The organism is Candidatus Vallotia laricis (assembly GCF_020541325.1).
Classification (GTDB): Bacteria; Pseudomonadota; Gammaproteobacteria; order Burkholderiales; family Burkholderiaceae; genus Mycetohabitans; species Mycetohabitans laricis.
The window spans coordinates 893,433-908,385 of the sequence record NZ_CP047399.1 but is presented as its reverse complement, the minus strand read 5'-3'; the positions used below and the strand labels follow the sequence as shown (position 1 = coordinate 908,385).

General features: G+C 40.0%; 6 protein-coding genes, 1 tRNA gene and 1 pseudogene. 4 read left to right on the top strand and 4 right to left on the bottom strand.

Going from position 1 to position 14,953, the window contains the following annotated elements:
- Positions 1 to 19: 19 nt before the first annotated feature.
- Positions 20 to 529: an rRNA maturation RNase YbeY gene (gene ybeY / locus GKR41_RS03410; RefSeq protein WP_226809765.1), complete on the bottom strand. Its 510-nt coding sequence runs from the start codon at positions 527 to 529 to the stop codon at positions 20 to 22.
- A 2,883-nt stretch (positions 530 to 3,412) separates the two neighbouring features.
- On the opposite strand from ybeY, the gene GKR41_RS03405 reads away from it, so the two are divergent.
- Complete coding sequence (locus tag GKR41_RS03405; protein WP_226809764.1) at positions 3,413 to 4,237, top strand: ferritin-like domain-containing protein; 825 nt, start codon at positions 3,413 to 3,415, stop codon at positions 4,235 to 4,237.
- Between the two features lie 197 nt (positions 4,238 to 4,434).
- On the opposite strand, the gene GKR41_RS03975 is transcribed toward GKR41_RS03405, so the two are convergent.
- From GKR41_RS03975 to GKR41_RS03395, 3 genes and pseudogenes are all read right to left on the bottom strand, one after another.
- Entirely contained in the window at positions 4,435 to 4,563 is a 129-nt protein-coding gene (locus tag GKR41_RS03975; protein ID WP_276313952.1) for a hypothetical protein, read from the bottom strand.
- A gap of 163 nt (positions 4,564 to 4,726) precedes the next feature.
- A pseudogene (locus tag GKR41_RS03400) lies at positions 4,727 to 5,905 on the bottom strand (DEAD/DEAH box helicase); the annotation flags it as partial.
- A gap of 2,084 nt (positions 5,906 to 7,989) precedes the next feature.
- Positions 7,990 to 8,066: transfer RNA gene (locus GKR41_RS03395), tRNA-Met, on the bottom strand.
- A 1,950-nt stretch (positions 8,067 to 10,016) separates the two neighbouring features.
- On the opposite strand from GKR41_RS03395, the gene recA reads away from it, so the two are divergent.
- The 3 genes from recA (at position 10,017) to sucD (ending at position 14,281) form a co-directional block, all read left to right on the top strand.
- Positions 10,017 to 11,072 carry a recombinase RecA gene (gene recA, locus GKR41_RS03390; RefSeq protein WP_226809763.1) on the top strand — a complete coding sequence of 352 codons (1,056 nt, stop codon included), beginning with the start codon at positions 10,017 to 10,019 and terminating at the stop codon, positions 11,070 to 11,072.
- Between the two features lie 1,076 nt (positions 11,073 to 12,148).
- Positions 12,149 to 13,327, top strand: coding sequence for an ADP-forming succinate--CoA ligase subunit beta (sucC, locus tag GKR41_RS03385; protein WP_226809762.1), 1,179 nt, complete (start codon positions 12,149 to 12,151; stop codon positions 13,325 to 13,327).
- Between the two features lie 72 nt (positions 13,328 to 13,399).
- A complete protein-coding gene (gene sucD / locus GKR41_RS03380) occupies positions 13,400 to 14,281 on the top strand; it encodes a succinate--CoA ligase subunit alpha (RefSeq protein WP_226809761.1) in 882 nt (293 codons plus the stop codon).
- Positions 14,282 to 14,953: the final 672 nt, after the last annotated feature.

Below are 14,953 nucleotides of genomic sequence, written 5' to 3'. Positions count from 1 at the left end.
CGCAGATTGCTTAGCCCTGTTATATATACGGGTCTAAATAGCCGAGTTTAATTAAAATATCTTTTTCGATCGACTCCATTTCACTCGCTTGCTCGTCATTTTTATGGTCGAAACCCTGGGCATGCAGCACGCCGTGTACGATTAAATGAGCGTAGTGTGCATCCAGCGACTTATGCTGTTTGTGCGCTTCGCTTGCAACCACTGGGCAACAAAGAACTAGGTCGCCGCCGATTACCGTATTATGCAATTTCCCATATGAGAATGTAAGCACGTTAGTCGCGTAGTTTTTTCTTCGGTATCTATAGTTTAATGTGCGACCTTCTTGCTCATCGACGAAACGGATTGTCAACTCGGCGGAGTGTTTCAAAAGTGCAGTACGCACCCAGATAGCGATTCTAGCACGCGGCAACAATGCCCTATGAGTTCCGAACATCTTTGTTCGGAATTGCACGCTCAGGGTAAGCTTTGGATAACGGAATGCATTCATGCTCAATACATCCTGCTTCTCATACGTACCAATATAGTACATATGAGAAGCACCCTGATACCAAACTCACCCTTGTTGTCTGTGGGTATATTAATCTAATGATTCTATCAGTAATCATGACTGTGACCTAAACCTGATACACGGAACGAATATCCTCATCTACATCACCTTATAATAAAGCTGGACGTAAACCAGCGTCTTCTCCCAAGGGGAATATCCTGCATATTAGTAAGAGTGCTTTAAAATAATCCCATTAAAAATTAATGGCACGAATAGCATATGACTAGTACTAGTACTAGTCATATGCAGCCGAACTAGATAACCACCTGCGAGAGCGTTAAATTTATGGACTTCTTTGAAAATCGGTTAATCGATTAAAAGGAATTAAGTTGTAATTAGTCTACTATCACGATTATTAATATAATCCACTAAAATTACATCCTTAATCCCTGTATTAAGGTAAAGAGTGCGATATTAGATAATATCGCCAAAGTGCTGGATAGTATAATATTTGTATATTTCAGGCAGCTTAGCAAGCGAATTAAATAGAGTTTCATCCCAGGAATAGATGTTAGCGGAATACGGCTCTGCTAAGCATTTCTGCAAGCGTGCATCGACTACCATGGGTGTTATCTGAGGTTTAATATTAGCCTCCTCCGATTTTTTCTTACGCTGATTTGTCGAGCATGCTATCTATATGAATCTTGGATTCCGTGTCTCTTTGGTGAAGAGAAATAAACATAAGTTTTCAGATCGCTCTCACATATTATGAATTCCAGGTCGGGCATCTTAATGTATCTTTGAGTCCGGCGCGAGCACGTGTGAATGACTTATTGTACTCTTACGGTAATTATATTTTGATCGTAATATCAATATATTACAAATTTTGTTCTAAAATTCGGTTATTTTTGTCGTAATTCTAGATTGGCTGCTTACATTTCGAATGAGATTATAAAATCCCTATTGATAATAACATTCGAACGAGAATAGTCTACAACCTAACTCTTCGAGGTTAAGTTGTAGACTGATTTTAGAGCATGAGTACGTCGTCTACGTTATCAACTGATTCTTTTTTACTCAGGTAATTTTATACAACTTTCAAATTTCTATACCTCAGTCGAATAAGATTCTTAGCGCCGTGTAGCACACTATATATATGCGTATATCGAATGTATATAGTGCTCTGCAAATTGCTTAGCGAATGCTGTCAAATTTAATTTAGTATATCGCTGCCAGGTAGTGGTATATCGTGGGTTTAGGCTAGATGAATAATGATAGAGGTCTTCTGAATTGGCATATTGCTTTTCCGGAAAGTGGTATCTTACCGTCCAAATACGGACATAATAGAGCTTTCCCTAATGGAGGGTCTAGGGCTACGAGGTAATTTCATATGTCTGCAGAGATATCATCGCTTTTATGATTCTCCCATGGTAGAGATGTATAACAGAATATAAATATTCGCTAGAATATAAGATTCAAAGCTTGAAATAGCGATTTACCGATTCGCATAAGTATAAAGTTTGCTTTCATTGATCTGTATATACAAAGTACTGTCGTAGTATTTGATACTAATCGAATTATTTCGCCTCGAAACTGTGCATAAAATTATGTTAAGCACAACTAATCGCGCATCATTAGCTCAGCCATTAGAATAGACAAGCCACGCATGATGATCCGTGGAATGCTACCTAGATGAGTGCATCATTGATTCTTTTTGAGCCCGATAGTAACTGAACTAAGAAATTTAATTGTAGAAATAAACCAGCGTGGATGAGCTATGCAGGTCTCAAGTAAAACATATGCAGCATTAAACGTATGATGTTCAGACGGTACGCAAAGAACCTATTACTCCTTGGGCACTTTTCTTACTAGCGTAAGCTGGTAGTATTTGAGATAGCGCAACTCGATGGGGATCAGTTTAGTACTAGCTAAGAGCATACGCTATATGATTACCTTACTCGTAAGCAGTATTCTCAGTCCTTGGCCTTCGTATCTCCAGCAATACCTGCGCTATTGATGTCGATAGCGACTAGTTCAGGTGAGATATTTTACTGTATCTCCCTCAATATAATGGTACTGCTGTTCGGGTTCTATACTTTCCTATCAAATGTTCGAAAACTCGAATCTAATAAATATTCTTTAAATAAAAATTTAAAGGCATTTAAATAAATTCCGGAAAAACGGAACATGTGGAGATTGTTTTAAAAAACAGACCATATAATAGTAGTTATACCAGCGTAAGTGCTTAGGTGTATTTCTAAGTTCGGTTAGCGAAATGCACTAGCGAAATGCACATCAGATCGATGCCAGAATTACCTTCACTATCTTATCCGGTGCATATACGTCGGTGAATAAAGCATCAATTAATGTGAAAACAGAGTGCAACAGCTTCAGAATCTAATAAGTAAATTAAAACCAGGACGCATGCGAATTCGATGATAGCTTTTGCTATCTAAATATGGAGCGTATCGAAGTTGCTTAGCGTACCATCTAATTTTTAGGATATAGATAGCAGAGGATGACCCTCAGTTAGATCACATCGTTTCGGATCGTTTATAGCGTAACATGAAAACGTGTTCCACGATACATTACAATAACAAAATTTTTTTACCGAACGTAATAAAGAAATTTCTTCTAGCGTGTATTTAATGTGGCGAGCGAGTTTCGAGTTATGCTTTGATCGGGCATAGTCGCAAAGCGGTTCGACTATGTGTATATTGTAAAAATCTGAATACGATGTGCAGCAAATATTTTTTTGCGGAGGAATATTGGAATTACTTCATCGAATATCTAATCTGCATGAAGCATCGGACTCGGCACGTTAAACTACAGTTGTATTACGTAGTTTATGCGAAAGACTTAAACTAACCGGATTAAGCACTGTAAGCATGGCGAAGGCGATCAATGGCGTGCTTCGGAGGAAAAATGGAAACCGACAAAACTGTGTTACCGTGGCGTATCGAGGATATCGATTTGTCGCAGATTGTTCGTTTGCATGTTGCTATAAATGAGGATTTGCTGCTGCTATTATGTGCAGCGTCATTTATTGAGAGCGGCTCAGATTTATATACTAGTAATCTCAGCACATTCTTTGATGGTGATTTAGAAGTGTCAGACTGGCTGAAGCGTCATTGGGAAAATGAGGAGCTACAACACGGTCGTGCGCTCAAGGCTTATATCAATTACGTCTGGCCAGAGTTCGATTGGGATCTAGGATTTAAACATTTTTTTGATGAGTATTCAAAAACGTGCTCTTTAGAAGCTTTTGAAAAAAGCTGGGCGCTGGAAATGGTCGCGCGATGTGTAGTAGAAACTGGTACGGCTACATTATATCGCGCTATCAGCGAGTATTCAGACGAGCCAGTGCTCAAGGAAATCACCGATCATATTCGTAACGATGAGGTGAGACACTATAAATATTTCCTCAGATTTTTTAAGAAGTATAACCAGATTGAGGGTAATAATCGCTTTTCTGTGCTAAGCACGTTAGTGAGGCGCGTAATAGAAATTAAGAATGAAGACTTAGAGATCGCGTTTCGACATGTGTTTTCGATCAGATATCCAGAGAAGGTTTACAGTGGCGCCTGTATGCACAATAAGATAGCGCGCGTAAATTCACTAGTGCGCACACATATATCTGCTGACATGTGTGTGAAGATGCTACTCAAGCCGCTTGACCTACCCGCAAAGATTCAGCCTATTTTACAGTATCCGCTGGCTAAGATTGCGCAGCATGTGTTCTTTCGTTAAATAAACGACTGCAGGACGAATCGTCGGAGCATAATAATGCATATTACATGTGATTAATATGCATTGGATAGATGCAGACTTAGATTGATTTCGTACGCTTATATAAAGCATCGCTTTGACTCTATAATCGCTGGACACTATCTGCGTGGCTGACTTTATATGTTGAATTAATATAAGCATTCACTATTTGAATTTATTTACAAGAACATATAATTCTCAAGAATTTTTACACAAACTGTGTTGATATCGTTCTTCTCGGCACGCTGTAATGGCAGCGGATGCATAATGTGCTGCTCAGCGAGGACTGTAGTTTTCACTGAAGGCATTTACTAGATATTTCAGTTTAGATTTTCCGTGGTATGTCAATAACGCAGACTTACGAATCTGTTGAGGTCGTATCTTAAAAACTGCCTGACCCGGTTTTTATTGCTTTACTTGTTTTGCAACTTGAGGACTATTTAACAGAGTTCACCTATATAGCTTACTGCACCCTGGATAACCAGGATGTCGGATTAACTCCGGCTTAGCATTGAGATTCGGCTCAAAACCCGCCGCAATATTACGCGGTAATACACGCTTAATCAGGCGTTCTATGTCCGTTAGCAATGGATGTTCATCGGGGCAGACTAGTGATATAGCCTCACCAGTCGCACCTGCGCGCCCAGTACGGCCGATGCGATGCACGTAGTCTTCTGGAATATTCGGCAAGTCGAAATTTACTACATGTGGTAATTGATCGATATCAATGCCGCGTGCCGCAATATCAGTTGCAACTAACACCTGAAGCGTACCTTCCTTAAATTGCGATAATGCTCGAGTTCGAGCCATCTGACTTTTATTACCATGAATAGCGAGAGCACTAATGTCATCTTTTATTAATTGTTCAGCGAGTCGATTTGCCCCATGTTTGGTACGCGTGAACACAAGCACCCTGAACAAGTTTCGATCTTTGATTAAAAGGGTAAGTAACTGGCGCTTACGGTCCCGATCGATAAGATAGATCGTTTGAGTAACTGTTTCGGCTGTAGTATTACAGCGAGTGACCTCGATAAGCGTAGGCAAATCGAGTAGGTTTTTGGCAAGTGCTTTTATCTCGTTGGAGAATGTCGCCGAAAACAGCAGACTTTGGCGCTGTGGAGGCAGATGTTTAAGAACACGCTTGATATCGTGAATGAAGCCCATATCTAGCATTCGATCAGCTTCGTCAAGCACTAAGATTTCCAATCTACGGAGATTGATCGTACATTGCTGAATATGGTCTAACAATCGTCCTGGCGTAGCTACAACGATGTCGACACCGCACCGCAGCAAGTCGATTTGTCGGGTAATCCCGATACCTCCAAACATGACCATTGAGTGCAGTTTAAGGTATTTTCCGTATTTGCGTACGCTTTCTTCGATTTGCGCAGCTAATTCTCGTGTCGGTGTCAGAATTAATGCACGAACTATAGCTTTGCTTGATGCTATCCGTGTTCGGGATAATTTTTCTAGTATAGGCAGCGTAAAGCTCGCAGTCTTACCGGTGCCAGTTTGTGCGCCAGCTAGCAGGTCGCCACCGCTGAGTATTGCCGGAATAGCTTGCTGCTGTATTGGTGTCGGCGTTGTATATCCGAGTTCATGAACAGCGCGCACCAAAGGTTCAGATAAACCAAGATAATAAAATGACATATTAAATGAATTATCACCGGTCCGGCGCGCAACGCGCATCAGTCGCGAATCGGTGCAGTAGAGTACTAAAACACAAGGGTAGTGAGACTGTTGCAGTACTAACGCGAATACTAGCAGATGCTAAAGACAAAAGATCCTATATCAGTTGATAAGCGCGAAATTTCCCCATCTACTATGGAGTATTTCTTGATTTGACATAGATTTCGCAAACGATGACATCCCCAAGTAGCTTATATATCTATCTGTCAGACCGTTTTCCCATGTAATACACCACATATAATCTTAACACCTCTTTCTGATAAACTATCTTTGGGTGTGTCGAAATTGCTTAGATTTCTTCTTTGCGACATATAGTCGACAACGCATATTTGTTCCAAACATAGAATTGAACTATTAGCAATATGCTGGTTTACTAATATGAACTACCTAGAGTTTTCGAAAGAAGATAGATATCTTACATGGTTAAATTATTTAACTAAATAAAACATTTAGCCAAATAAATATAAAGTTCCATTCAACCGACCTAGTTAGATCTGACTGATATTCTCCTTCGCAAAAAATTGAGTCCGTTAACCAATCGGCATATTATGATGAATGATATGAGGATAGCTTGTATTCGTGCCTGAGCTATATAACTAGCTATAGCAATTTATAGTTTTAACACGATTAGTTTATGCTGATCGTCATCAAGCGATTTAGCTTTGCTTGTGAGCATTACACCGATTGTTCCTCTGAGTATATATTGTGCCAAATATTTTACATCAAAAGCTTATTGGCTCAAGGCTGTTTTATCAAAATAGCTATTTAATATTATAGTGTATATATTCTATGCCCTTAGAAAATAATAACCAGCATAGTGCTAGATTATTTCTATCATTTTAATGATTTTTTCAAAAGCTGCCTATTGTAATTATAACATACTGCGATATCAGTCTGATATTTGAAGTCTAAGACTTTTTTGATATAAAGTAATGCAGCTCAGCTTATTTTTTAGCATAAAGATTATGCTCTCATACGTTGAGCACTATTTGATTCTTTAATCGCTATAGCTATAGTTTGTTTTAAGCAGCGGGCTCGACGAACTCACGATCTATGATATGAAATAATTTTATAGAGCCCTTATAGGGCGCTTATCTTACTACCATAAGTTATTAGCAAATTTCACTGAAGCTCAGATAGATTATAAGATGCTTATAAAGAAATGTTTTCCTAAATCTTTATATGCACTGCTTTAATTAAAGTATTTATTAATTTTTAATATATTCATGATTTAGTATGACTGATGGGGCATAATGATATATGCGAGTGTATGTTATATCGTAGTCAATTTATCTTGGTACTACCGACCTCGTGATACGGCTTTATCTATTTCAAATATGCAAACTACCAGTACCTTATAATCTGTAGTGAACTCGCAGGGAAACCTATAATATATAGGTGATGAAAATTTATGTATCTAATCTATGTAATTAGAGTACAGTACCAAATCAGTATTTGAATATAACTTTTGTTAGCAGAGCGGAAGCCTATCCAAAACAAAAAATTATAGCGATTTTGGAAAGTCGAATTTTAGAAAATCTAGTTGTTACAGCATTAACTGGAATACTGTATTGACAGATGTAATTTATACTATACTCCTATAGAGTGCTTCTGATAGTTTTTGATAGCTGGTTTACTCGCTTAAACGTTTTCTGGTTAGCCTGAATAAACCCATGGTATTAGTCGAAATAGATTGTGATATATTTAATTACATCTAAATATTCGATCATATATCTTATATAAGATATATGATCGAATACATATTCGAGTCATCTTTTCGGATATTTTAATAAATTATTAATAATGTAAAAATAGTTTTACTAGACCAGCGAAGAGAGTACACTTAAATAAGTCTCTTACCCAACTTACATCTAGAATATTGAAGTCTAGAAGAAGTATGCCTCTAAACATATAGAATTAGAGGCATACTGATGAATTAGATTTAGTCAAAACATTCTTGGATTAAGCTATGCGATAGCACATAATGCAGTCTAATTAGACTACAAATTTTCAGCAGATGACGAGAGTCATAGCAAGCTCAAAAATGGTAGCGAATCAGGGACTCGAACCCCGGACCTTCGGATTATGATTCCGCTGCTCTAACCGACTGAGCTAATTCGCCAAAATTAGGCGCGATTATGGGCATATAAAAGTGTATTGTCAACTACTACCGGTTTACTAGTTATCAACTTATTCAATGAGTTGTCTCGATAGACACCGTTAGTTTCTAAGATAGAAAACGCGGTAGCGCTCAAGAAATCTCCGGGTTAGTATTTTGCGATATCTTCTATATAAGAATCTCTATGATAGCTGAAATGGCGTTCACATAGATGTACTCTTAGTGTAGAAACACGTCAATCGTATACGCCAGTACTAGTTTTGAATGCTTCCAATTTTGGAATGTATGCCACAATGTTCTGTAGAAAATTATAGATCTCAGTAACTATCTCCTAAGCATGTTTAATAGTGTGTATTGATGTTGCTGTATGTTTTATCCACCGCTAGCTTTTGCTTAATCTATATTTTGATAAACAGCACCCCTACCTTTGCAATACTAGTTAAAGTATACCAAAATAATAGACTAATATTAACATCGAAGTATATTAAGTAATTACTAAAATGAATTTTCGACCGAAAATCTTATAAATCACTCGAATATAATTTCGCTTAATTTCTACAGGAAACTAGCAGCACAACCAGCTGCGTAGAGAACATACTAATTGTTGATTTTTATTAACATATGCGAGATTTATATGCTATCTAGTTTTTATGGTTAGGTTAGTGAATATAGTCTAGTTTTTTAGAACTGTATCCACTCAAGTATTTTATGAGTAAATAAAATTTACTATTTTCTACGAAGAGATGCACTGGGATATTAATATATGCCGGCGTGTTGTTGATGTTATATATAAATGCTTTAATAAAAAATGTTTGCTCAATTCGCGGTAATAAAAAACTAATAAATATTTCGATGGGCTACGCTCTGGTGAGATATGTAGCCTAATATACATAAGGCGTTGCGCTTAGTGTAAGTTGTCTGACATATATACGTATTCCATTTTTCGTCCGCATTGTGGGCACGGCAGCTACTTGTCGCTTGTTTGGCGCGGAGTACGTCCTGAATTTAGTGCTACAGTCGATGGCGGAATGTTTCTCTAAGTTGGTTTCTGGAGGTAGTATCCTAATCGTGCATCGTTATCATCCGAGTAGTGACTAACTTGATTTTTTTGTTTAAAAGTATGCGTATAATTTGATCGTATTGTTATTCACCCTGTGCTCTATCGGAAGAGGTCATAGATTGATTCTTCTTAGGACACAGGATTCCATCCACTTGCTGTGGTAGACGGCAAAAGCCGAGATCTCAAATAAAGAGGATTGTCTAATCCAGGCGTTTTCGGTTGATCTGAGCAAATTATAATAACCTGTTTAGTAGCACTAACTATCCTATAGTATATCAGAGGGCTTATGAAAGTTTATGAGCCTTATATATAGTTTGACAATTATATGACGGCAATATTGAATCCCTTAATTTCCTTCCAAACTATTATCCTCAGCTATGACAATGCAATTCATCAAACTGGAATTGCATTGTCATAGCTGAGGATAATAGTTTATCGTGTGCGTAGGCTCAGTACGTGATCAGTGATTAGCAGTCAAGCGACTTTATAAAATGTAATGTTGTTGTCGACTGCCATTTTTAACATAGTCGACCACAGAGAGTCTAAATATTTGAATAATCGCTGAGCTATTTGCGAGTATGCGCCTGGGATTATTCTAATGAGAGTGATAAGAGCCTATTCACCCCCCACTTTCCTTGGGATCCTAACATCTTGAATATTGAAAAGATACCCGGTATCTAGGGAAATACACGCTGACTATTACCGCGAGTATCAAGAGGCGCAGCTAAACCAGGCATGCTAATTGGGGAATTATTGTGCGCCGCAGATAACATTGTCCTTTTATACGAAATTAGATAAGGGCGGTAGTGTCATTTGAGGACAGACGGAAAGCACAATGCAACTAAATGACGCATAAATAATGGACTGTCGCTCATCACAGCAAAGGACGATCCATGGAAGAAAGAAAAAAAGTCTCGACTGAGCTCACTACAGAAAAAAGTCAAGCACTATCTGCCGTGCTATCGCAGATCGAGAAGCAGTTCGGAAAGGGGGCTATTATGCGGCTTGGTAATGGCGAGGCAGTTGAAGACATTCAGGTAGTGTCTACAGGTTCACTTGGCCTGGATGTCGCGCTAGGCGTCGGCGGACTACCCCGTGGTCGTGTTGTCGAGATCTACGGACCAGAATCCTCCGGCAAGACCACACTAACTCTGCAGGTGATCGCCGAAATGCAGAGAATCGGTGGAACCTGCGCATTTATCGATGCAGAACATTCGCTCGATGTCCAGTACGCGTCTAAGCTCGGTATTAACGTATCGGAGTTACTTATTTCTCAGCCAGATACCGGCGAGCAAGCACTAGAAATCGCTGATGCTCTTGTGCGTTCGGGGTCGATCGACATGATTGTCATCGACTCGGTGGCTGCGCTTGTACCAAAGGCTGAAATAGAAGGGGAAATGGGCGATACGTTGCCAGGCTTACAGGCGAGGCTGATGTCGCAGGCGCTGCGTAAACTAACTGGAATAATTAAGCGTACTAATTGCCTGGTTATATTTATCAATCAGATCCGCATGAAGATCGGCGTAATATTCGGCAACCCAGAAACTACTACTGGCGGTAATGCGTTGAAATTCTACGCCTCAGTGCGTCTTGATATCCGTAGGATCGGTTCAATCAAGAAGAACGATGCAGTCATCGGTAATGAAACGCGCGTTAAGGTTGTTAAAAACAAAGTGTCCCCACCATTCCGTGAGGCGATTTTTGACATTTTATATGGCGAGGGAATTTCTCGACATGGTGAGATTATCGATCTTGGAGTACAGGTAAAAATTATCGATAAGGCGGGTGCTTGGTATAGTTACAATGGTGAAAAGATTGGCCAAGGTAAGGATAATGCTCGAGAGTTTCTACGTGAAAATCTAAATCTTGCTCGGGAGATTGAAAATCGGGTCCGTGAGTCGCTTGGTGTCATAGCGATGCCAGCCCGTGAGGTAATTGCTGATAGATAATCTTGATATACCAAGATGCAAGGTTAGTTATTTAGCATTCGGTTTGCTAAAGTAGTGGGCAGCCTGTATGTCTTATCGCTTTAGTGATTCGAGGACTATTAGTATGTTGAACTAGAATAGTCTGCCATGACTCATAGACTAATATTCTAGAAATCAGTTATATGGGACTAAATAGGAGTGAGTAAATGTGGAATGCTGGGCTTGTATTGCAAGTACGGACTTAGTAGTTTAAGCACATTTTTTCTCGTTACCCCCTATTTAACTTCTCTTGTGTATGTACGCTTTGACAGCGTTATCGGAATATAGGGTTACACTGAGGAACTCAATTATATAGACTGCTTCGTGCGATATAGCTTTCTGTACGATGCTACTTAGATGCATCGTAATAGTTGAAGAGTAGATAATCTCTTACGGTCTAACAGACTAATATGATAGACTTGATCAGTGCCAACTTTGACGTCGCTTTTCTATGTCACCCTCTATTCATCATTGGGCACGTGTTACTTCGCGACTAATAATACGCACACTTTTGAGTGTGAAGACGTCTTATTGGATATAAGAGCAGACCTGATCAATTAAATCGGGTGTACAGCTACGTAACTCATAGCTAGCGTTAAGCTACTAGTGAGGCATCTGTCTATAGACTCCGACTGCCTATTTCGATTAAGCGTCGGATAACAGCCGTTATGCATAGTTGTTATCAGAATAGATTCTTATATAGAGTGTTGTACAGATACCAATCTGAGCTATCGCGAATTCATTGGCGTTAACCTGGGGCGTAAGTTTTAGCGTGTAATTACTGAGTTTTGTAGTAGTAAAAGTACACACATCTTATTGACCTTTTCGAGGTATTACTGAGCGTGCTGTCGAGATGTGTCTCGACGCAGTCTCGAAGACGGGCGTGCTAGATATCTACGTAGCTAGCAATGAAATGGCACCTCAGACTGAGCGCAGTCACACATATTAAATACCCTGCTCAGTATAGCTATGTACTGTGTAAAGTCTGCTTCGCCAATCGTGAGGCTATGCTAAGAGTAAATATACTCACTCTAACTCCTAGATTGAGGAGAATCACTATGAAGATTCACGAATACCAGGGCAAAGAGATCCTAAAAAAATTTGGGGTCACGGTGCCGCGTGGTAAGCCAGCCTTTTCGGTAGATGAAGCTGTGCAAGTAGCCCAGGAACTGGGTGGCCCAGTTTGGGTGGTGAAAGCTCAGATCCATGCTGGAGGTCGCGGAAAAGGCGGTGGCATCAAGATAGCGAAATCATTAGATCAAGTTCGTGCGTATTCGAACCAGATTCTCGGTATGAAACTGAAGACTAATCAGACCAGTGCTGAGGGGCAAAAAGTTAATCGATTGTTAATCGAAGAAGGTATAGATATTAAAAAGGAACTATATGTTAGTTTCGTCGTCGACCGTACCTCACAAAGGGTTGTACTAATAGCCTCTAGTAGGGGTGGGGTAGACATTGAGGAAGTAGCCTCAAAAACGCCAGAACTAATCCATAAGGTTGTAATCGATCCATTTCGGGGCTTACAAAATTCAACATCAGACGACATGGTCGAAAAAATCGGAGTGTTGAATGAATTCCTCGAACAAGCCCGTTTAAACTTACAATCCTTGTATAGAACGTTCTGGGAGACAGATGCATCGCTAGTTGAAATCAATCCTTTGATTTTGAGCGGTGATAGTAAGGTTATTGCCCTAGATGCGAAGTTCAGCTTTGATCCGAGTGCGCTGTTCCGTCATCCCGAGATCGTTGCATACCGTGACTTCGACGAAGAAGACCCATCTGAAATCGAAGCATCAAAGTTCGATCTCGCGTATATTTCCCTTGAGGGCAATATTGGCTGCTTAGTCAACGGTGCCGGTCTAGCGATGGCTACTATGGATGCGATCAAATTGTTCGGTGGTGAACCAGCTAATTTCCTCGATGTCGGCGGCAGTGCAACGACGGAAAAAGTGACTGAAGCATTCAAGCTTATGCTAAAGAACCAGAACTTGAAGGCTATTCTTATAAATATCTTTGGTGGAATCATGCGTTGCGATGTTATTGCCGAAGGTGTGATTGCGGCATCGAAGGAGGTACGTTTACGTGTCCCATTAGTCGTGCGGATGAAGGGCACAAACGAGGATCTAGGCAAGAAGATACTCGCTAATTCGAGATTACCAATTATTTCCGTAAATAGTATGGAAGAGGCTGCACAGGGGGTAGTCGCCGCAGCAGAGAGTATGGAGCTACTCTGCTGAAATTGAGGATTTATATAAATCGTTACCGATGTGCATTCTAGATCCGTAACATCGAACGAAAAAGGTTGTTATATGTCGATTCTAATCAATAAAAATACAAAAGTTATCACACAGGGTATTACCGGCAAGAGTGGTCAGTTTCATACTCGCGCTTGCCGTAAGTACGCGAATGGGCATTCCGCATATGTTGCTGGTGTAAATCCAAGGAGAGCTTACGAAGATTTTGAGGGCATTCCGATTTTCGGAACCGTTAAAGAAGCTAAAATCCAAACTGGTGCAACCGTATCAGTAATTTACGTGCCGCCAGCTGCTGCTGCAGCAGCAATTTGGGAGGCGGTTGAAGCTAATCTAGATCTAGTGATCTGTATCACCGAGGGTATTCCGGTCCGAGACATGATTAAGGTACGCGACCGGATGCGTCGAGAGAACCGCAAAACGTTGTTGCTTGGGCCGAATTGCCCCGGTGTAATTACGCCTGATGAGTTGAAGATTGGTATTATGCCCGGACATATCCATAAAAAAGGGCGTATCGGTGTAGTTTCTCGATCGGGTACGTTAACGTATGAAGCAGTTTCCCAACTAACAGCTCTTAACCTCGGCCAATCATCAGCTGTTGGAATCGGCGGTGATCCGATCAACGGACTGAAACACATCGATATAATCCAGATATTCAATAACGATCCCAATACAGATGCGGTTATTATGATTGGTGAAATCGGCGGCCCAGACGAGGCAAACGCTTCATATTGGATCAAGGACAATATGAAGAAACCGGTTGTAGGCTTTATCGCTGGCGTGACAGCACTCCCCGGTAAGCGAATGGGTCACGCTGGAGCATTGATCTCAGCTGATGCTGATACCGCTGAAGCGAAGCTTGAAATCATGAGATCATGCGGAATCAAGGTAACAAAGAATCCATCTGAGATGGGTCACTTACTAAAGTCAGTACTTTAATCGATGCTGATATGTACGTTGCATACAACACAAATTTCGGTTAATAAAGACTAAGTTAAAAACTTTCAAAAATATAGAACTTTTCTATACCTCTTTGACTACCATATATCCCCGCCCCGGGTTCGTATGTAGCCAAGTTGTATATCACTTCTCTATGCTAGTTTGTATTCTAATCAGCCCCGATAGCATATGTATCTAGATGAACATCTTAGACTAGATACAAATCATATGCCACTAGCATCGTCATAGTGGCATACATAAAATCAGAAGAATGCACCGAATAACTCTACCATGCAATATTTTAGATACTTATGCCTTGGATATTTATACAAACACGCGGTGCGCGCGCTAGTTCGACAGAGATTCGATGTGGATTATTCTAAAAATACCACTAATTTATCGTTTTAATAGTTTTTATTGACGCAAGTAAGAAGCAATGAGTAACGTACTAGTGTTCCTGCTCATCGCTATATATATGCGACCGCGTTTATTGATTAGTATCCAGCTAGTGCCTCTAGGATAGACAATAATTTTTAGCATCCACCATACAAGCTACCTATGCATTTAAAATCTATCCATCCCTATAACACTACTATAGCTATTCTACTCTAGCTACGATTCGCTTACCGAAAGTGCATACCGTGGGTGAAGTTAGTAGAAATTTCGTAGGAA

Coding starts and splice junctions, on each gene's coding strand:
- GKR41_RS03405 (WP_226809764.1), top strand. CDS start 3,413: ATGGAAACCGACAAAACTGTGTTACCGTGGCGTATCGAGGATATCGAT.
- recA (WP_226809763.1), top strand. CDS start 10,017: ATGGAAGAAAGAAAAAAAGTCTCGACTGAGCTCACTACAGAAAAAAGT.
- sucD (WP_226809761.1), top strand. CDS start 13,400: ATGTCGATTCTAATCAATAAAAATACAAAAGTTATCACACAGGGTATT.
- ybeY (WP_226809765.1), bottom strand. CDS start 529: ATGTACTATATTGGTACGTATGAGAAGCAGGATGTATTGAGCATGAAT.
- sucC (WP_226809762.1), top strand. CDS start 12,149: ATGAAGATTCACGAATACCAGGGCAAAGAGATCCTAAAAAAATTTGGG.
- GKR41_RS03975 (WP_276313952.1), bottom strand. CDS start 4,563: ATGCCTTCAGTGAAAACTACAGTCCTCGCTGAGCAGCACATTATGCAT.